Source organism: Burkholderia arboris (assembly GCF_038723655.1).
GTDB lineage: Bacteria > Pseudomonadota > Gammaproteobacteria > Burkholderiales > Burkholderiaceae > Burkholderia > Burkholderia arboris.
Window position 1 is genome coordinate 2,082,660 of record NZ_CP109822.1, and the last position, 19,627, is coordinate 2,102,286.

General features: G+C 68.9%; 13 protein-coding genes. All 13 read left to right on the forward strand.

Annotated features, from left to right (window positions below; translation table 11 throughout):
- The first annotated feature begins 1 nt into the window (after position 1).
- The 13 genes from tssM to OHZ10_RS26735 all read left to right on the forward strand — a co-directional run bounded on the left by tssM (position 2) and on the right by OHZ10_RS26735 (position 19,625).
- Positions 2-3,628, forward strand: a complete 3,627-nt coding sequence (gene tssM, locus OHZ10_RS26675) for a type VI secretion system membrane subunit TssM (protein ID WP_342704851.1) — start codon at positions 2-4, stop codon at positions 3,626-3,628.
- On the forward strand, positions 3,625-4,305 hold the full coding sequence (gene tagF / locus OHZ10_RS26680) for a type VI secretion system-associated protein TagF (RefSeq protein WP_063805273.1): 681 nt from the start codon (positions 3,625-3,627) through the stop codon (positions 4,303-4,305). The genes tssM and tagF overlap by 4 nt, the downstream gene beginning before the upstream one ends.
- A gap of 52 nt (positions 4,306-4,357) precedes the next feature.
- Complete coding sequence (locus tag OHZ10_RS26685; protein WP_342704852.1) at positions 4,358-6,706, forward strand: serine/threonine protein kinase; 2,349 nt, start codon at positions 4,358-4,360, stop codon at positions 6,704-6,706.
- Positions 6,693-7,805, forward strand: a complete 1,113-nt coding sequence (gene tssA / locus OHZ10_RS26690; RefSeq protein WP_342704854.1) for a type VI secretion system protein TssA — start codon at positions 6,693-6,695, stop codon at positions 7,803-7,805. Before OHZ10_RS26685 ends, tssA begins: the two co-directional genes overlap by 14 nt.
- Before the next feature lie 73 nt (positions 7,806-7,878).
- The gene (gene tssB / locus OHZ10_RS26695) at positions 7,879-8,433 is read left to right on the forward strand and encodes a type VI secretion system contractile sheath small subunit (RefSeq protein WP_059240547.1); all 555 of its coding nucleotides are present in this window, start codon (positions 7,879-7,881) and stop codon (positions 8,431-8,433) included.
- A complete protein-coding gene (gene tssC / locus OHZ10_RS26700; protein ID WP_256086380.1) occupies positions 8,426-9,934 on the forward strand; it encodes a type VI secretion system contractile sheath large subunit in 1,509 nt (502 codons plus the stop codon). The genes tssB and tssC overlap by 8 nt, the downstream gene beginning before the upstream one ends.
- Positions 9,935-9,993: 59 nt before the next feature.
- Positions 9,994-10,485 carry an Hcp family type VI secretion system effector gene (locus OHZ10_RS26705; RefSeq protein ID WP_027791618.1) on the forward strand — a complete coding sequence of 164 codons (492 nt, stop codon included), beginning with the start codon at positions 9,994-9,996 and terminating at the stop codon, positions 10,483-10,485.
- 16 nt (positions 10,486-10,501) lie between these two features.
- Complete coding sequence (gene tssE / locus OHZ10_RS26710) at positions 10,502-11,050, forward strand: type VI secretion system baseplate subunit TssE (protein WP_222907484.1); 549 nt, start codon at positions 10,502-10,504, stop codon at positions 11,048-11,050.
- Positions 11,051-11,054: 4 nt separating this feature from the next.
- Positions 11,055-12,926, forward strand: coding sequence for a type VI secretion system baseplate subunit TssF (tssF, locus tag OHZ10_RS26715; RefSeq protein ID WP_342704858.1), 1,872 nt, complete (start codon positions 11,055-11,057; stop codon positions 12,924-12,926).
- The gene (gene tssG / locus OHZ10_RS26720; protein WP_342704859.1) at positions 12,923-14,014 is read left to right on the forward strand and encodes a type VI secretion system baseplate subunit TssG; all 1,092 of its coding nucleotides are present in this window, start codon (positions 12,923-12,925) and stop codon (positions 14,012-14,014) included. Before tssF ends, tssG begins: the two co-directional genes overlap by 4 nt.
- A gap of 12 nt (positions 14,015-14,026) precedes the next feature.
- Complete coding sequence (gene tssH / locus OHZ10_RS26725; RefSeq protein ID WP_342704860.1) at positions 14,027-16,675, forward strand: type VI secretion system ATPase TssH; 2,649 nt, start codon at positions 14,027-14,029, stop codon at positions 16,673-16,675.
- On the forward strand, positions 16,672-18,945 hold the full coding sequence (tssI, locus tag OHZ10_RS26730; RefSeq protein WP_338083551.1) for a type VI secretion system tip protein VgrG: 2,274 nt from the start codon (positions 16,672-16,674) through the stop codon (positions 18,943-18,945). Before tssH ends, tssI begins: the two co-directional genes overlap by 4 nt.
- A gap of 56 nt (positions 18,946-19,001) precedes the next feature.
- Positions 19,002-19,625, forward strand: coding sequence for a hypothetical protein (locus OHZ10_RS26735; protein ID WP_256086376.1), 624 nt, complete (start codon positions 19,002-19,004; stop codon positions 19,623-19,625).
- The last annotated feature ends 2 nt before the right edge of the window (positions 19,626-19,627 follow it).

Consider the following 19,627-nt stretch of genomic DNA (forward strand, 5'->3'; position numbering starts at 1 on the left):
CATGAACCAGGCTGTCGCGCGTTTCGTCCGGCCATTGCCGTCGCGGGAAATCTGGACCTTCGCCGGTCTCGTCGTGCTCGCGTGCTTCGTGTGGCTCGCGGGCCCGCTGTTCGCGTTCGCCGAATTCCGGCCGCTTGAAAGCAGCTGGGCGCGCGGGCTGACGATCGCGGTGCTGTTCATCGCGTGGGGCGCACGCGTCGCATGGCGCAGTTGGCGCGCCGGCCGCCTCAACGCACAGTTGCTGAACCAGCTGCGCGAAGCCGCACCGGGGCCGGCCACCGCCGGCGATCCGGCGAAAGCGCAGCTCGACGAGTTGCGCAGCCGCTTCGACGAAGCCGCGACGCTGCTGAAGAAAGTCCGCTTCGGGCAGGCCGATACCGTGCGCCGCGGCCTGCCGCGCTGGTTCGACCGGGTGTCGCGCCAGTATCTGTACCAGTTGCCGTGGTACGTGTTCATCGGCGCGCCCGGTTCGGGCAAGACCACCGCGCTCGTGAATTCCGGGCTCAGCTTTCCGCTTGCCGAGCAATTCGGCCGCGCGGCGATCCGCGGCGTGGGCGGTACGCGGCACTGCGACTGGTGGTTCACGAACGATGCGGTGCTGATCGACACGGCCGGCCGCTACACGACGCACGAAGGCAACCGCGCGCTCGACGAGGCCGAGTGGAAAGGCTTCGTCGAGCTGCTGAAGAAATACCGCACGCGCCAGCCGCTGAACGGCGCGATGCTGACGATCAGCGTCGCCGACCTGCTCGGCGCATCGGAGGCCGAACGCACGCAGCACGCGATGGTGCTGCGCAAGCGGCTGCTCGAACTGCGCGCGCAGCTCGGCATCCGCTTTCCCGTGTACCTGCTCGTGACGAAGGCCGACCTGCTGGCCGGCTTCGCCGAATATTTCGGAGCGTACGGCCGCGCGGAATGTGCGCAGGTATGGGGCTTCACGTTCCCGCTCGCGCAGAGCGAGGCGCCTGGCTTCGACCTGCGCGCGGCATTCGACCGCGAATACCGGCTGCTGCACCAGCGGCTGAACGACGGTCTGCCCGAGCTGCTCGCCGCGCAGACCGACGCGCGCCAGCGCGAGATGACCTACCTGCTGCCGCAGCAGATCGCCGACTTGCAGGACATGCTCGGCCAGTTCGTCGCCGAAGTGTTTTCGGTGTCGAGCTACGAGCCGATGCCGATGCTGCGCGGCGTCTACCTGACGAGCGGCACGCAGGAGGGCACCGCATTCGATCGGGTGATGAGCGGCATCAAGCGCTTCCTGAAGATCGAGGGCGTGCCGCCGGCCGCGCAGGTCGGCTCGACCGGGCGCAGCTTCTTCCTGAAATCGCTGCTGCAGGAGCACATCTTCCGCGAAGCCGCGCTCGCCGGCAGCGACCTGCGCTGGCACCAGAAGCGGCGCGTGCTGCAGATCGCCGGCTACGTGCTGCTCGCACTGGTGTGTGTCGCCGTGCTGGCCGCGTGGCTGCGCAGCTATGCGAACAACCGCGCGTATCTCGACCAGATCTCCGCGCGCGTGCCGGCCGTCGATTCGCAGATCGCCGGCGCGAAATTCTCCGGTGCGTCCGACATCGCGCGGCTGCTGCCCGTGCTCGACGCGCTCGGCGGCCTCGCGAATGCGGGCGGCGTCGATCTGCAGCATCCGCCGCTCGCGTACCGCTGGGGGCTGTTCCAGGGCGAGAAGATCGACGAGGCCGTCGCGGCCGTGTACCGGCGCGCGCTCGACGACGTGCTGCTGCCGATCGCCGCGAGCCGCATGGAGGCCGCGCTGCGCGACGCACGGCCCGACGAAACCGAATACGCGTATGCGGCGCTGAAGGCGTACCTGATGCTGTACGACAGCGCGCACTACGATCCCGCGTTCGTGCAGGCCGTCGTCGACCTCGAAATGGAACGCTCGCTGCCGCCCGATTTCTCGCCGGCCGAACGCGCCGCGCTGCGCGCGCATCTCGCCGCGCTGTTCGGCAGCCGCGTCGCGGTGTCGCCGTATCCGATGAACGAGCGGCTCGTGGCCGACGTGCGCGACCGGCTGCGGCAGGTGCCGTTCTCGCAACGGCTGTACCGGCAGCTCACGCGCACGCTGCGCCCGGCCACGGCGGCGTTCGACTTCAGCGTCGCCCGCGCGGTCGGCCCCGACGCGTCGCTGGTGTTCCGTCGCCAGAGCGGCAAGTCGTTGTCGGAAGGCGTGCCGGGCTTCTATACGCGCAACGGCTATCGCAACGTGTTCGCGCCGCGTCTGGCCGGCGAGGTCGAAGCGTACGGGCGCGAGGAAGTGTGGGTGCTGAACCTCGGCCTGTCCGAGATCCCCGGGCCGAACGACGCGGCCGCCTGGGCGCGCGACATCCGCCAGCTCTACCTGAACGATTACCTGAAGATCTGGGACGACTATCTCGCGGACATCAAACTGCAGCGCACGGCGACGCTCGCGCAGAGCATCCAGGTCGCGCGCGCGCTGTCGTCGGCCGATTCGCCGCTCACGCGGCTGATGGTGGCGCTCGCGCGCGACACGGCGCTCGGCGATGCGCCGGGCGGCGCGCGCAATCTCGCGTCGCGTGCGCAGGACAAGGTCGACGAAGCGCGCAGTTCCCTGTCGCAGATCTTCGCGGGGCAGGCCAGCGACGCGAATCCGTCGGCAGCGGCGCCCGCGAGCCCCGAACAGGTGGTCGACAGCCATTTCGCCGGGCTGCGCGCGTTCGCCCCGGGTAGCGGCGACCAGGCGCAGGCATTCGACGCGGTGCTGAAGTCGATCGACGCGCTGTACACGTACCTGACGGCCACCGACGACGCGCTGAGGAGCGGCGCGCAGCCGCCGCCGTCGGACGCCCCCGCGCGGCTGCGCGCGCAGGCCGGCCGCCTGCCGACGCCGTTCCGGGAAGTGCTCGACGACCTGTCGAACGTCGCGAACGGCAGCGTCGCGACCGTCGAGCAGCGCAGCGTCGCGCAGCGCGCCGGCGCGAACGTCGGCGACTTCTGCCGGCAGGCGATCGCGGGCCGCTATCCGTTCGCGCGCGGTGCGTCGCGCGACGTCGCGCCGGCCGATTTCGCGCAGATGTTCGCCCCGGGCGGGCTGATGGACGATTTCTTCCAGAAGAACCTGCAGTCGATCGTCGATACGACGTCGCACCCGTGGCGCTTCGCGAACCGCAATGCGGACGCCGATCCGTCGGCCGCCGCGATGCTCGCGTCGTTCGAAAAGGCCGCGGTGATCCGCGACGTCTATTTCGGCGGCGGCGCGCGCACCGCGCAGTTGAAGGTGCAGATCCAGCCGCTCGAAATGGACCCGTCGATCACGGAGATGGTGCTCGACGTCGACGGGCAGATCGTCCGCTACGCGCACGGTCCGCTCGTGCAGAGCGCGGTGGACTGGCCGGGCCCGCGCGGCAGCAACCAGGTGCGGCTGCAGGTGTCGGGCCAGGCCGGCGCGTCCGATGGCTTCGCGGCCGACGGGCCGTGGGCGCTGCACCGGCTGTTCGACCGTGCGGCCGTGTCGGCCGGGCGCGGTTCGGACCAGATGATTGCGCGCTTCACGGTCGACGGCAAACCGATCGTGCTGCAGGTGAATGCGGGCAGTGTCCGCAATCCGTTCCGGCTGCCCCAGATGGAGTCCTTTACATGCCCTCCGAAGCCATGAGCCCGACGCCGCCGCTCGCGCGCGCCGACGGCGACGCGCCGGCCTGGTACGGGAAGATTCCCGGCGCCGGCGACTTCGTGAACAGCCGGCTGCCGCATGCGCTCGCGCTGTGGTGGGAACGCTGGCTCCAGCAGGGGATGGCCGCGATGCGCCAGCACGGCACGGACGAGATCGAGCGCCACTACACGGTCGCGCCGGTCTGGAACTTCCTGATCCCGGCGGGCGCCGGCGCGTCGTGCGTGCAGCCGGGCTGCCTCGCGCCGAGTTGCGACCGCGTGGGGCGCTACTACCCGGTGATCGTCACGCTGCCGATGTGCGCGGCCGATTACTGGAACGGGCTGCCCGACGCCGCCGGCGCGTTCTACTGGCAGATCGGCCACGCGCTGCTCGACGCGATCCGCCATGCGCGCGCGCCGGGCGATCTCGATCGGACGCTCGAACGCGTGCGGCTCGCACCGGGCGGCGGCCGTTACGCGGACATCGACGAACGCTCGTCGGCAGCGTTGCCGGCGCAGCCGGCCGCGGCCGCATGGCCCGGGCTGTCCGGCTATTTCGATCCGCACGGCGGCACCAGCTTCTGGTGGACCAACCGCGCCGACGGATCACCGCTGCGCACGCATGCGCATACGGGCACGCCCGACAACGCGCTGTTCCTGACGCTGTTCGGCGGCGGCTAGCGGCCCGGAGGAAGGCCGGCGGGGCAACACGCAGTTTCGAGAGGTGGTGGAGATGAAGGACGCTGGATCGAGAGATCACGAGCACGACACCGCGACACGCGGCGACGCTTCCGAATTCACGGTGCGGCCGCTGCCGCTCGGCCATCGCCTCGGCGAGCTTCAGCTCGACGAGGTGCTGGGCATTGGCGGTTTCGGCATCGTCTATCGCGCGTTCGACCGCACGTTGCGGCGCGCGGTCGCGATCAAGGAATACATGCCGTCGATGCTGGCGACGCGCGGTGGCGACTATACGGTGTCGCTGCGTTCCGAGCGGTTCGCGCAGGCGTTCGACGCGGGGCGCGGCGCGTTCCTCAACGAAGCGCGCCTGCTCGCGCAGTTCGACCATCCGGGGCTCGTCAAGGTCCTGCACTTCTGGGAAAGCCACGGCACCGCCTACATGGTGATGCCGTTCTACGAAGGGCGCACGCTCAAGCAACTGCTCGACGGCGGGATGCGGATCAGCGAGACACAGTTGCGCAACATCGTCGGCGCGCTGCTCGGCGCGCTCGATACGCTGCACCGCGCGCAGTGCTTCCATCGCGACGTCGCGCTCGACAACGTGCTGATCCGCCCGAACGGCAGCGCGATCCTGCTCGACTTCGGCGCGGCGCGCAAACGGATCGGCGACCTGGTCGACGACGGCGCGATGATGATCAAGCCGGGCTACGCGCCGATCGAGCAGTACACCGACGATCCCGCATTCAGCCAGGGGCCGTGGACCGACCTCTATGCGCTCGGCGCGGTGATGCACGCGATGATCACCGGTGAGTTGCCGCCGGCGGCCGTCGTGCGCAGCATCAAGGACACGTACCGGCCGCTCGCGTCGCGCGAACTGCCGGCCGGCGAGGTGTACAGCCCGGCGTTCCTCGCGGCAGTCGATCATGCGCTGCAGTTGCGGATACCGGACCGGCCGGAATCGGTCGCGGCGTTCGCGGCGGAGCTGGGGTTGCGGGACGTCGACCGGACAGGAAGCGGGTATGGCGCGGCGGTCGTGCCACCGGCGGGCGATGCGGGCAGGGGCGGGGAAGGGAAGGCCGAAACCGCTTCCGCCGCGTCCGGTACCGCATCGACTACGGGTGCGTCGGCGACAGGCGAGGGCGGGACGGCTTCGGGCAAGGCCGATTCCGAGGTGCCGTCGTCGCCACCAGCGCGTGCGGACAACGGGTCGACGCCATCGGAAACCGCATCCGCCTCGTCAGTCATGTCGGGCGCGAAACCTGAGTCGGACGGATCTTCTACGTCGAAGGCGGCGGTACAAGGCGCCGCGATTGGCGCTACGGGGACGCCGGCAGCTTCGGCGGCAACGCATGCGGCGAAGCCTGCGGGATCCAATGCGCCGGACGGAGTTGTCGAACGCGCAAAGGAACCGCCCGCAGCGAGAACCGGAGCACACGACGATACCGGCACGCAACCGGCAAGTGCCGACGCAGCTATCCGCAAGGGTGACACCGCACCGGGAGCCGGAAATGCCGACGGAAATGCTGGCCCGATTGCCGGAGCCGCTGGAGCGACCGCGCCGCGGCCCGCCGCAGCGGCCGCAGCGCCTGACGGCGCATCACCGCCGACCGGCACCCCGCGTGCGGCGGCAGCCGCCGGATCGCGCAACCGCCGCATCCCGGTCTACGCCGGCGGCGCGCTCGTCGCACTGATCGCGGTTGGCCTTGCCGCGACCTATCTGTCGCGTCCGGCCCGCGTCGCCGACGAAGCCGCGCCCGCCGCGAGCCAGCCGCTGGCCGGCACGTCGCCGCTTGCGAGCACGCCGGGCGCCACGCTGGCCCAGCAGGGGCCGACACCGACCGTCGTGCCGCCGTCGAGCCTGCCGGCCGGTTCGTCCGCGGAGGTTCCGCCGCCGCCCGCCGCTGCCGCGCCGGGCAGTGCGCCCGCCGTCGAAACCGCCACGCCCGCGCCGCAGGTCGCGACGACCGAGACGAACCCGCCTGCGCCGCAAGCCGGTTCGAGTTCAACCATCGCACCCGCCGGCAGCCTCGACGCATCGGAGCGGATCGTCAACGTGCCGCCGTCGGAAGCGGCCGGGGCCCAGCCAACCACGCCTTCGCCCGCGCGCAGGACGCAGGCGGAAGCCGAGCCGGCCGTCGCCGCCGTGAACGCGCCGACGGCCGAGTCGCAGCCGCGTCCGCCGAAGACGCAGGAAACCGTCCAGGTGCGTTTCAACGTGCGGCCGTGGGGCGATATCTACGTGAACGGTGCGCGGCGCGGCGCGAGCCCGCCGCTGCGCTCGGTGTCGCTGACGCCGGGCGTCTATGTGATCGAAATCCGCAACGGCTCGCTGCCGCCGTTGCACCGCACCGTCGCGATCGACTTCGGCAGCAAACCGGTCAACATCGACTATGCATTCGAATGACGTCAGCCAGGCGGCGCTGGCCGCCGCCGAATCTTCCGCGGCATCGCCCGGCGTGCCGGCATCGCCGCACGCCGACCTGCTCGGCCGGCTGCTCGCGGACGTCGCGCCCGATGCGCCGTGCGGCGCGAACCTCGAATACGACGCCGAGTTCCTGCAACTGCAGGAGCGTGCGACGCCGCGCGCCGAGCAGCAGTACGGCGACACCGTGATCCCGGCCGAGGCGCCCGACTGGCGTACGGTCGAGCGGCTTGCACTTGCGCTGTCCGCGCGCACGAAAGATCTGCGCGTCGTCGCATATCTCGCGCGCAGCTGGACCGAGCAGCACGGCATTCCCGGCTATGCGGACGCGCTCGCGGTCGTCGCGGACCTGCTCGAACACCGGTGGGACGACCTGCATCCGCGGCTCGATGCGGACGGCGAGCCGGACCCGACACCACGGATGAACGCACTCGCCGACGTGGCCAGCGCGCACGACTGCGCACGCGCGGCGCGCCGCCAGCCACTGTTCGACGGCGGGCCGACCGTGCGCGACGCCGAACGACTGCTCGACGGCCGCGACGAAACCGGCGCCGTCGCAACCGGCAGCCGCGAAAGCCTGATCGCCGCGCTGTCGGCCGCGCGCGACGACGGCACGACGCCGCTCGACGCAACCCGCACCGCGTTGCGATCGCTCGATGCGATCCGTGCGTGCGTCGCGGACAAGCTCGGCCGCGAATGGGTACCCGATGAGGGCGATGCGGAAAAGGCGTTGCGGCGGATCGTGCAGGAAGTCCCGCTGCCCGAGCCGTCGCAGCACGTACCGAAAGGCGCGACGCCCGCACGGCAGGCCACGCCTGGCAGCGCGGCAACCGCTGCACCGGCGGCCACGCCGAACGCTCACGCATGGCGCGACGCCGAGATCACGAGCCGCGACGACGTGCGCATCGGCCTGGACAAGATGTGCCGCTATTTCGCGCAGCACGAGCCGAGCCATCCGGCGCCGCTGCTGTTGCGGCGCGCGCAGCGGCTGCTCGCGCTCGACTTCTACGACATCATCCGCGACCTCGCGCCGGAAAGCCTGCCGAAGCTGGACCTGCTGAGCGGCGAGCGAAGCGAATGAAACGAACCGGCGGCGCCGCCATGCGGGCGGCGGCGGCGACCTGCGCAACCTGATCGATGTGAAGGAGTGGACGATGACGGACAGAACCAAGGCGGCGGGCAGCGGACAGAAATTCATCGCACGCAATCGGGCGCCGCGCGTGCAGATCGAGTACGACGTCGAGACTTACGGCGCGGAACGCAAGGTGCAGTTGCCGTTCGTGATGGGCGTGATTTCGGACCTGGCCGGCAAGCGCGCCGAGCCGCTGCCGGACCTGCCGGAGCGCAAGTTCCTCGAGATCGACGTCGACAACTTCGACGAGCGGATGAAGTCGGTCGCACCGCGCGTCGCGTTCCAGGTGCCCAATACGCTGACGGGCGACGGGATGCTCAACGTCGACATGACGTTCGAGCAGATCGACGATTTCTCGCCGGCCGCGATCGCACGCAACGTCGATGCGCTGCGCCGGTTGCTGGAGGCGCGCACCGAGCTGTCGAACCTGCTGTCGTACATGGACGGCAAGCACGGCGCCGAGCAGCTGATCGAGCGCGCGATCAACGATCCCGACCTGCTGAAAACGCTCGTGCGCGAGCCGCGCGAACCCGCGCAGGGCGGCGATGCGACCCAACCGGAGGCCCGCGATGAATGATCCCGTCCAAGCCCGCGCCGATACGCGCCAGCCTGCGCAGCCGGCCGTCGCGCACGACGAATTCGCTGCGCTGCTGCAAAAGGAATTCAAGCCGAAAACGGCCGAGGCACGCGAGTCGGTCGAGCGCGCGGTGCGCACGCTCGCGCAGCAGGCGCTCGAACATACGGCCGGCATGACGAACGACGCGTACGGCAGCGTGAAGCAGATCATCGCGGAGATCGATCGCAAGCTGTCCGAGCAGATCAACCAGATCCTGCACCACAACGAATTCCAGACGCTCGAAGGCGCGTGGCGCGGGCTGCATTACCTCGTCACGCACACCGAGACCGACGAGCTGCTGAAGATCAAGGCGCTGCCGGCATCGCGCAACGAAGTCGCGCGAATGCTGAAGCGCTACAAGGGTGTCGCGTGGGATCAGAGCCCGTTGTTCCGCAAGATCTACGAGGAGGAATACGGGCAGTTCGGCGGCGAGCCGTTCGGCTGCCTGGTCGGCGATTTTCATTTCAACCACAGCCCGCCGGACGTCGAGATGCTCGGCGAGCTGTCGAAGATCGCGGCGGCCGCCCATGCGCCGTTCATCGCCGGGGCGTCGCCGGAGCTGATGCAGATGGATTCGTGGCAGGAATTGTCGAACCCGCGCGACCTGACGAAGATCTTCCAGAACACCGAGTACGCGGCGTGGCGCAGCCTGCGGCAGTCGGAGGATTCGCGTTACGTCGGCCTCGCGATGCCGCGCTTTCTCGCGCGGCTGCCGTACGGCGCACGCACCAACCCGGTCGACGAATTCGACTTCGAGGAAGACACCGACGCCGCGAATCACGACCGCTACACGTGGGCGAATTCAGCCTACGCGATGGCCGCGAACATCAACCGTTCGTTCAAGCAGTTCGGCTGGTGCTCGTCGATTCGCGGCGTCGAATCGGGCGGGGCCGTCGAAGGGCTGCCGAGCCACACGTTCCCGACCGACGACGGCGGCGTCGACCAGAAATGCCCGACCGAGATCGCAATCAGCGACCGCCGCGAGGCCGAACTCGCGAAGAACGGCTTCATGCCGTTCGTGCACCGGAAGAACTCCGATTTCGCGGCGTTCATCGGCGCGCAGTCGCTGTACCAGCCGGCCGAATACCACGATCCCGACGCGACCGCGAACGCGCGGCTGTCCGGCCGCCTGCCGTACCTGTTCGCGTGCTGCCGCTTCGCGCACTACCTGAAGTGCATCGTGCGCGACAAGATCGGCTCGTTCCGCGAACGCGACGACATGGAGCGCTGGCTGAACGACTGGATCATGAACTACGTCGACGGCGATCCCGTGAACTCGTCGCAGGAAACCAAGGCGCGCAAGCCGCTCGCGGCCGCGCAGGTGGTCGTCGACGAGGTCGAGGACAACCCCGGCTACTACACGTCGAAATTCTTCCTGAGGCCGCACTACCAGCTCGAAGGGCTCACCGTGTCGCTGCGGCTCATCTCGCGGCTGCCGACCGCGAAGGCGGCGAACGAGTGAGCGGCGGCACGCGCAACGATCGGCATTCATCCTGACATCGCACCGAAACGGAGACGGCAATGGGCGTGGCAATGTTTATGAAGGTGGACGGCGTGACCGGCGAATCGGCGGACGCGCAACACAAGGGCTGGACCGACATCCAGTCGTTCACGTGGGGCGCAAGCCAGCCGGGCGCGATGGCAAGCGGCAGCGGCGGCAACGCGGGCAAGGCGAGCTTCAACGATCTCGTCGTCGCCGCGTACATGGATAAAGGCGCGCCCGCGATCATCAAGAACTGCGCGAACGGCAAGCATCTGTCGTCGGTCGAGATTTCCGCATGCAAGACCGGCGGCACGCAGGTCGAGTTCATGCGCGTGACGCTGCAGGAGGTGCTCGTCACGTCCGCGCAGGTCGCGGGCATCGATCCGGGCGACGTCGCCGACCGGTTGATGATGCACTACGGCTTTCAGGCCGCGAAGGTGAAGAAGCAGTACTGGCAGCAGAACGACAACGGCGGCAAGGGCGCCGAGGTAACGGTCGGCTGGAACATCAAGGAAAACACCGAGATGTGACGGCGCGGAGACGATCATGGACGACCCGCGAACCCGCGACGGCCGGGAGGGCAACCTGCGCGACCGGCTGCAGCCGGCATTGCTCGACCGGCTCACCGACGACGCGCCGCAGCGCGCAGCCGAAGCGCACGGCGCGCAATGGATCGGCACCGAACGGCTGCGTGCGGCCGTGCTGCGCGATCTCGCGTGGCTGCTCAACACACGCAACGCCGAGGACGGCTTCGTCGACTGGTCAGCGTTCGCGCACGCGCAGGCATCGGTGCTCAACTACGGGATGCGGCCGCTCGTCGGCAAGCCGATGTCGGGCGTCGAGCGGATGTCGGTCGAGGCGTCGATCCGCGACGCAATCCTCCGCTTCGAGCCACGCATCGCGCCCGACAGCATCGATGTCCGCAGCGTGATCGACGCACCCGGCGGCCGCGCCGGCGAACGACGCCACAACGTGCTGCTGTTCGAGATCCGCGGCACGCTGTGGTCGATCCCGCATCCGCTCGAATTCGTGCTGCGCTCCGACCTCGATCTCGAGACGGGCGCGATGTCGCTGCAATCGGTGGCGGGGGGCTGACGCGATGGATACGCGCCTGCTCGACTACTACAACCGCGAACTCGCGTACCTGCGCGAGCTTGGCGGCGAATTCGCGCAGCAGTTCCCGAAGGTCGCCGCGCGGCTGCGGCTGAATGAATCCGGGCCGCCCGACCCGTACGTCGAGCGGCTGCTCGAAGGCTTCAGCTTCCTCACGGCGCGCGTGCAGCTGAAGATGGACGCCGAATTCCCGCGCTTCACGCAGGCGCTGCTCGATGCCGTGTATCCCGGCTATATCGCGCCGTTGCCGTCGATGGCGATCGTGCGCTTCGCGCCGCTGCTGAACGAAGGCAGCCTCGCGCAGGGCTGGCACCTGCCGGCCGGCACCGCGCTGCGCGCACGGCCGGTTGCGTCCGAGCAGACCGCGTGCGAATTCCGCACCGCGCACGACCTGACGCTGTGGCCGCTCGAACTGACCGACGCGACCGTCACCGGCGCGCCGTCGTGGCTGCCGCGTGGCGCCGTCGCCGCTCGCCAGGACGTGCGCGGCGCGCTGCGCATCCGGCTGAAGGCGCGCGGCGGCGCCAGGCTGTCGCAATTGCCGCTCGACCGGCTGACGTTCCATCTCGCCGGCCCCGAGCGTGACGCGCTGCATCTGCTCGAACTGATCGCCGCACATGCGCTCGGCGTCGTGTGCCACGACCCGGGGCAGCCGCCGCGCTGGCTGCATACGCTCGATGCCGATGCGATCGTCCACGAAGGCTTCGATCCGGCACAGGCGATCCTGCCCGACGACGGCCGCAGCTTCCACGGTTACCGGCTACTGCGCGAGTATTTCGCGTTTCCGGCGCGCTTCCTGTTCTTCAGCATCGGCGGGCTGCGCGCCGCGCTCGCGCGTGCGACCGGCGACGAGTGCGAGCTGACCGTGCTGTTCGACCGGCACGACGCGGCGCTCGAAGCGGCCGTCGACGCACGCCATCTCGCGCTGAACTGCACGCCGGCCGTGAACCTGTTTGCACGCCGCGCCGATCGTATTCCGCTGCAGCCGGGCGCGCGGGAACACCATGTCGTCGTCGATCGCAGCCGGCCGCTCGACTACGAGGTCTATGCGGTGCAACGGCTCGCGAGCGAGCAGCGCGACGACGGCCAGTCGCGCGAATTCCGGCCGTTTCACGCATCGTTCGCCGGCGACGACGGCAACTACGGCGCGTATTACACCGTGCGGCGCGAACCGAGGCTGGTGTCCGCGCAGGCCCGCGCGAACGGTACGCGCACCGGCTACGTCGGCAGCGAAACCTACGTATCGCTCGTCGACAGCCAGTGCGCGCCGTACGACGAGACGATGCGCTACCTGGCCGCGGACACGCTGTGCACGAATCGCGACCTCGTGCTGCTGCAGCCGCCCGGCGACGCGAACACGTTCACGCTGCGCGTGTCGGCGCCGGTCGAGCGCATCGTCGCGATCCGCGGCCCGTCGCGGCCGCGCCCGCCGATCGCCGACGCGCAAACCGCGTGGCGGCTGATTCGCCATCTCGGGCTCGCGCGCCACACGCTGATCGATCTCGACGACGACGAGGGCGCGCATGCGTTGCGCGAACTGCTCGGGCTGCATGCGGATCCCGCCGACGCCGCGATGCGCCGGCAGATCGACGGCGTACAGCGCGTCGCGTTCTCGCCCGTGTTCCGCCGGCTGCCGGCGCTCGGGCCGCTGATGTTCGGGCGCGGCGTGCAGGTCGACGTGACCGTCGACGACCATGCGTTTTCCGGCGACAGCCCGTTCCTGCTCGGTGCGGTGCTCGAACAGTTCTTCGCGCGCCATGTATCGATCAACGCGTTCGCCGAATGCGTGCTGACCAGCACGCAGCGCGGCACGCTCGCGCGCTGGCCCGCGCGTATCGGCAGGCGGCCGGCCATATGAAACGCGAACCGTCATCCGGGATCCAGCCGGCCGCCGAAGCCGCACGCCGCGACGCGTGGTGGGCGCGGCTGCGTGCCGCGCCGCACGGCTACGACCTGTTCCAGGCGCTGCGCTGGCTCGACGCACTGTCGCCGGGCCGCGCGCCGCTCGGGCGGGCCACCCGGCCGCGCGACGAACCGGTGCGGCTCGGGCAGCAGCCGTCGCTTGCGTTCGCGGCGTCGATGCTGGCCGGCATCCACGACGATGACGGCGCCGTGCCGCCGCGCATTGCGATCCACGGATTCGGGCTGTTCGGCCCGAACGGGCCACTGCCGACGCACCTGACCGAATACGCACACGAACGCGCGGCGCAGCACGACGACCCGACGTTTGCCGCGTTCGCCGATCTGTTTCATCACCGGCTGATCCTGCTGTTCTACCGCGCGTGGGCCGACGCCCAGCCGACGGTGAGCCTCGATCGGCCGGACCGCGCACGGTTCGACGGCTATATCGCAAGCCTGATCGGGCGGACGGCACATCGCGACACACCTGCCGCGCCAACCGGTGCCGACACGCTGGCGCCGCATGCGCGCTATTTCCATGCGGGCCATCTCGTGCGGCACACGCGCAACCCGGAAGGGCTCGTGCAGATCCTGCGCCGGCATTTCGGCGTCGACGCGCGCATCGTCGAGCACGTGCCGCAGTGGGTCGCGATCGAGCGCTCGCAGCGCTGCACGATCCGCGCGACGCGGCCGACGATGCGGGTCGGCGCCGTCGCACTCGGCGTCGCGGTGCGCGATGCGCAGTCGCGCTTCCGGATCGTGCTCGGCCCGCTGTCGCTCGACGCGTACCGCCGCTTCCTGCCGGGCGGGCCGCACGCGCGGCAGCTCGCGCAATGGGTGCGCGAATACGTCGGCATCGAGTTCGACTGGGACGTGCAGCTCGAACTGGCTGCCGATGCGGTACCGGCCATCGCGCTCGGCATGCGGCAGGGCATCGGCCGGACTGCCTGGCTCGGACAGCGGCTCGAACCCGGCCCCGCGCGCGATCTCGTCGTCCGCTACGACGTGCGGCGCGGCGGCACGCCCCTTCATCGCGAAACCGCCTAACCGGGAACCGTCATGTCCGATATCGGCCGCGTCAACCTGTTCGGGAAACTGAACCCGTTCCTCTACGAAACGCTCGAGCAGGCGACCGGGTTCTGCCGGCTGCGCGGCAACCCGTACGTCGAACTCGCGCACTGGTTCAAGCAGATGTTGCAGCGGCCGGACGGCGACCTGCAGCGCGTGCTGCGCCGCTTCGGGATCGACGAAGCCGTGATCGACCGCGGGCTCGTCGCCGCGCTCGACAAGCTGCCGCGCGGCGCGGGCTCGGTGTCGGACCTGTCGGTGCACATCGACGACGCGGTCGAGCGCGCGTGGGTCTATGCGACGCTCAGATACGACGCGACGCGCATTCGCGGCGCGGTGCTGCTGCTCGCGATCCTGAAGACGCCGCAGTTGCGCAACGTGCTGGTGGCGATCACGCGCGAATTCGAGCGCATCGTGCCCGACGTGCTCGCCGACGAGCTGGCGTCGATCGTCGAAGGTTCGCCGGAGGCGCAACCGGCTTCGCAGGATAGCGACACGGCGTTGCAAGGCGCGACCGCCGCCGAAGGCGCCGCGCTCGCGCGCTTCGCCGTCGACCTGACCGCGCGCGCACGGGCCGGCGAGATCGATCCCGTCGTCGGCCGCGACGCCGAGATTCGCCAGATCGTCGACATCCTGCTGCGGCGCCGGCAGAACAACCCGCTGCTGGTCGGCGAGGCCGGCGTCGGCAAGACGGCCGTCGCGGAAGGCTTCGCGCTGCGGATTGCGGCCGGCGACGTGCCGCCTTCGCTGCGCGGCGTCACGCTGTACCTGCTCGACATCGGGCTGCTGCAGGCCGGCGCGAGCGTGAAGGGCGAGTTCGAGAGCCGGCTGCGCGGCGTGATCGACGAAGCGATGTCGTCCGAGCGGCCGGCGATCCTGTTCATCGACGAAGTGCATACGCTCGTCGGCGCGGGCGGCGCAGCCGGCACCGGCGATGCCGCGAACCTGCTGAAGCCCGCGCTCGCGCGCGGCCTGCTGCGCACGATCGGCGCGACCACATGGTCCGAGTACAAGCAGTACATCGAGAAGGATCCCGCACTGACGCGGCGTTTCCAGCTCGTCCACGTGCATGAACCGGAAGAAGCGGCCGCGCTGACGATGTTGCGTGGCCTGGCCGCGAAGCTCGAGGCGCATCACCGCGTGCTCGTGCTCGACGATGCGCTGCAGGCGGCCGTCACGCTGTCGCACCGGTACATCCCCGCGCGGCAGTTGCCCGACAAGGCGATCAGCCTGCTCGATACGGCCTGTGCGCGCGTTGCCGTCAGCCAGCACGCGGTGCCCGCGCCGATCGAGGATGCGCGCCGCCGCATCGACAGCCTGCGTGTCGAACAAGCGCGGATCGGGCGCGAGTGCGCGCTCGGCACCGGCGATGCCGCACGGCGCGATGCGATCGACACCGAGATTTCGGCTGCGCAGGCGGAACTCGGCCGGCTCGACGCACGCTGGCAAACCGAGCGCGATGCACTGGCGTCGATCGACGAATCGCGTGCCTTGTTGCTCGACGATGGTTCGTCGCATGCGCTCGATGCGGACGCCCGCGCCGCCGCGCAAGCCCGTCTCGCCGCCGCCCAGCAGGCGCTAGCGGACCTGCAGGGCGATGCGCCGCTCGTGCTGCCCGCCGTCGACACGCACGCCGTGGCGGCCGTCGTCGCCGACTGGACCGGCATTCCGCTCGGCCGGATGGTGCGCGACGAAACGCAGGCCGTGCTGAAGCTCGCCGATACGCTCGGCGAACGCGTCGTCGGCCAGCGCCATGCGGTCGAACTGATCGCCGAACGGATCCAGACCGCGCGCGCGAAGCTCGACGATCCGACCAAACCGCACGGCGTGTTCCTGCTGTGCGGCCCGTCCGGCGTCGGCAAGACCGAGACCGCGCTCGCGCTGGCCGACACGTTGTACGGCGGCGAGCACAACGCGATCACGATCAACATGAGCGAGTTTCAGGAAGCACACACGGTGTCGACGCTGAAAGGCGCGCCGCCCGGCTATGTCGGCTACGGGCAGGGCGGGGTGCTGACCGAGGCCGTGCGCCGCCGGCCGTACAGCGTCGTGCTGCTCGACGAGATCGAGAAGGCGCACCGCGACGTGCACGAGATTTTCTTCCAGGTGTTCGACAAAGGCTGGATGGAGGACGGCGAGGGGCGCGACATCGATTTCCGGCACACCGTGATCCTGCTGACGTCGAACGTCGGCGCCGATCGCATGATGGCGCTGTGCCGCGACCCCGAGCGCCTGCCCGACGTGCAGACGCTTGCCGATGCGCTGCGCGCGCCGCTGCTCGACGTGTTCCCGGCCGCCTTGCTCGGCCGGCTCACCGTCGTGCCGTACTACCCGCTCACCGACGCGACGCTCGCGCGCATCGTCGCGTTGCAGTTGCGGCGGATCGAGCAGCGGATCGACGCGCATCACGGCATCCGGCTGCGCTGCACCGACGCGGCGACCGCGCTGATCGTCGAACGCTGCCGGACCATTGAATCCGGCGGCCGCATGGTCGACGCGATTCTCACGCACACCGTGATGCCTCGCATCAGCCGCGCGATCCTGCAGGCCACGCTCGAAGCGCGCGCGCTGGCGTCGATCGAGGTGAGCGCTGCCGACGGCGAATTCGCTTACCGGTTCGACGAGGAGGCCATGACGTGAATCGCGTATTCACCCTCGACAGCCCGCACGGCGACGACCTGAAATTTCACACGCTCGACGGCAGCGACGAACTCGGCCGGCTGTTCGAATTCCGGATCGAGGCGCTCGCCGACAGCCACAGCCTGTCGCTGAAGGACATGCTCGGCAAGCCCGTGACGGTGCGGATCGAGCAGCAGGACCAGTCGACGCGCTATCTCAACGGCATCGTTGCGCGCGCCTCGCTGGCCGGCCGGCGTGCCGAGCGGTACTACGGCTACGAGCTGATCGTGCGCCCGTGGCTGTGGCTCGCGACGCGCCGCTCCGATTGCCGGATCTTCCAGAACAAGACCGTGCCCGAGATCGTGCAGGACGTGCTGTCGACGTACGGATTTCCGATTGAAAACCATCTCGTCGAATCGTACGTGCCGCGTGAGTTTTGCGTGCAATACAACGAGACCGACGCCGCGTTCGTGTCGCGGCTGATGGAGTTCGAGGGTATCTATTACTGGTTCAGGCACGCCGACGACACGCATACGCTGATGCTCGGCGACGCGATGTCGTCGCATGCGGCGCTGCCCGGTTACGAGACGATTCCGTACATCGCGCGTGACCGTACGGCGATCGCCGACGAGGAACACATCGACGGCTGGCTGCCCGCGCAGGCGGTGAGCGTCGGCAAGCACCAGACCACCGACTACGACTACACGAAGCCGCGCGCCGATCTTTCTTCACAGAAGGTCGATCCGCGCGGCCACGATCACGACAGCTTCGCGTCGTTCGAATGGCCGGGCGGGTATCGCGACGATGCGCCCGGTGCGCATTACAGCCGCGTGCGGCTCGAGGAACAGCAGGCCGAGCACGAGCGGGCGAGTGCGGATACCGACGCGCGCGGTGCCGCGCCGGGGTACCTGTTCACACTTGCGCATTGCCCGCGCGCGGACCAGAACCGTGAATACCTGATCGTGCGGTGCCAGTACCGGTTTCAGGAGAACGCGTATGCGAGCGACCAGGGCGCGGAGGCCGTCGTGCATCAGACGATGATGCTCGTGCAACCGTCGAGCCTGCCTTACCGGTCGCCGCGCGATACGCCGCGGCCACGGACCAACGGGCCGCAAACGGCAACCGTCGTCGGGCCGCCGGGCGAGGAAATCTGGACCGATCAGTACGGGCGCGTGAAGCTGCAGTTTCGCTGGGACCGGTACGGGCAAAGCAATCAGGATTCTTCGTGCTGGGTGCGGGTGTCGAGCCCGTGGGCCGGCGGTGGGTTCGGGGGCGTGCAGGTTCCTCGCGCAGGCGACGAGGTCGTCGTCGATTTCCTGAATGGCGATCCGGATGAGCCGATCGTGACCGGACGGGTTTACAACGGCGAGAAGATGCCGCCGTGGGGGCTGCCGGGGAGTGCGACGCAGAGCGGGTTGCTGTCGAGGTCGTCGCCAGGCGGGACAACCGAGCACGCGAATGCGTTCCGGTTCGAGGACAAGAAGGGCGCCGAGCAGCTGTGGATGCATGCGGAACGGAATTTCGATGCGGAGACGGAGGCCGATCACACGCTGTCGGTGGGGAACAACCATATGCATACGGTCGGGAACGACGAGACGATGCAGGTAAAGAACAACCGGCAGAGGCGTGTGGGGCAGAACGAGACGGTCAATATCGGGCAGAACCGGGTCGCGCAGATCGGCGCGAACGAGACGCATGGGGTGACGGGGAATCGCAGCGTGTCGGTCGACGGGAACAGTTCGCATACGGTGACGAAGGGGAATCACAACCTGGCCGTGGTTGCCGGCACGCATGACGTTTTCGTCGAGGGAAACAGCACGCATGTCGTCGGCACCGGATCGTATGCGACGAAGGTCAATACGGGAAACCATTCCGTTGACGTCGCCAAAGTCTCGTCACTGGCAGCGGGCCAGTACATCGACATGGGTTCAGGAAAGAGTGGCGTGTCGATCAACAAGGACAACATCGGCGTCTCCATCGGCGGAACCGGAGGCGATACCGGTGTCGGGATCAACGGCCAGGGTGGCGGTGTGGCCATCGCCGGATACGGCAAGGGCGTCAACATTGCGGGCTATGCACCGGGCGTAACGATTTACGGCGAAAACGATCTCAATCTTTCCGGAAAGTCGACCGCCAATCTACAGGCGCCGACGGTCAACATCGACAACGGCAAGGCCAGTTGCACCGTCAATGTCACCGCGACGAGGATTGTCCTGTCGACCGGCGGCGGTTCCATCACGCTCGACGGATCGGGCGTGACGATCCAGGGAACGATTGCCCACATCAATTGATTTCGACCGGCAGCCTGCCGGCTGCCCGATTGCATTCGAAGCATGGGAGACATTCGATGGAAAACGAATCGGATCAGATGATGGTTGATGAAACGCTCGAAGCGGAAACGGTCGAGGCATTGCGCCGGTTGTTCGCCAACGATCCGACGCCGGATCGCACGCCACCTGCCGACCGCCGTGAATCGTCGACGATGATCGGCGAAGTGACCGATACGCACCATCCCGACGCGATGGGGCTCATTCGCGTGAAGTGGACATCGCAGGACGACGCCACATACGAACGCTGGCTCGACTGTGTGGATGGCATGAAACCGCGAATCGGCGATCGCGTGCTGCTGCAATCGCCGGCGAACTGGCCCGAGTACCTGATCGCCGGGCTGCTGACACGAAAAGGGCATGGTGAACCGGTCGAACCGGTGGTCGAGCCCGCGATGGCGCTTTCGCTCGAAGCCGACAAGTGCGTACAGATCGCGGATGCATCGGGCTGCCCGCTGCTGCAGGTACGGGCATCGCCGGACGGGCCTGTCGTGACGCTGCTGAACCGGAACGTGAACATCGAAGTCGCCGGCAAGCTGCGGTTGAGTGCACAGACGCTCGAACTGGAGGGCGGGCGAGGCGGTGTCGATATCCGGACCGAAGCGGACACCGTCGTGCGCAGCCGGTACGTTCGCCTGAACTGAGA

Excerpts from the sequence above, each read along its gene's own strand:
- tssB (WP_059240547.1), top strand. The coding sequence starts at position 7,879 with ATGACGGACAGAACCAAGGCGGCGGGCAGCGGACAGAAATTCATCGCA.
- OHZ10_RS26735 (WP_256086376.1), top strand. The coding sequence starts at position 19,002 with ATGGAAAACGAATCGGATCAGATGATGGTTGATGAAACGCTCGAAGCG.
- tssF (WP_342704858.1), top strand. The coding sequence starts at position 11,055 with ATGGATACGCGCCTGCTCGACTACTACAACCGCGAACTCGCGTACCTG.
- OHZ10_RS26685 (WP_342704852.1), top strand. The coding sequence starts at position 4,358 with ATGAAGGACGCTGGATCGAGAGATCACGAGCACGACACCGCGACACGC.
- tssE (WP_222907484.1), top strand. The coding sequence starts at position 10,502 with ATGGACGACCCGCGAACCCGCGACGGCCGGGAGGGCAACCTGCGCGAC.
- tssM (WP_342704851.1), top strand. The coding sequence starts at position 2 with ATGAACCAGGCTGTCGCGCGTTTCGTCCGGCCATTGCCGTCGCGGGAA.
- tssG (WP_342704859.1), top strand. The coding sequence starts at position 12,923 with ATGAAACGCGAACCGTCATCCGGGATCCAGCCGGCCGCCGAAGCCGCA.
- tagF (WP_063805273.1), top strand. The coding sequence starts at position 3,625 with ATGAGCCCGACGCCGCCGCTCGCGCGCGCCGACGGCGACGCGCCGGCC.
- tssA (WP_342704854.1), top strand. The coding sequence starts at position 6,693 with ATGCATTCGAATGACGTCAGCCAGGCGGCGCTGGCCGCCGCCGAATCT.
- tssH (WP_342704860.1), top strand. The coding sequence starts at position 14,027 with ATGTCCGATATCGGCCGCGTCAACCTGTTCGGGAAACTGAACCCGTTC.
- OHZ10_RS26705 (WP_027791618.1), top strand. The coding sequence starts at position 9,994 with ATGGGCGTGGCAATGTTTATGAAGGTGGACGGCGTGACCGGCGAATCG.
- tssC (WP_256086380.1), top strand. The coding sequence starts at position 8,426 with ATGAATGATCCCGTCCAAGCCCGCGCCGATACGCGCCAGCCTGCGCAG.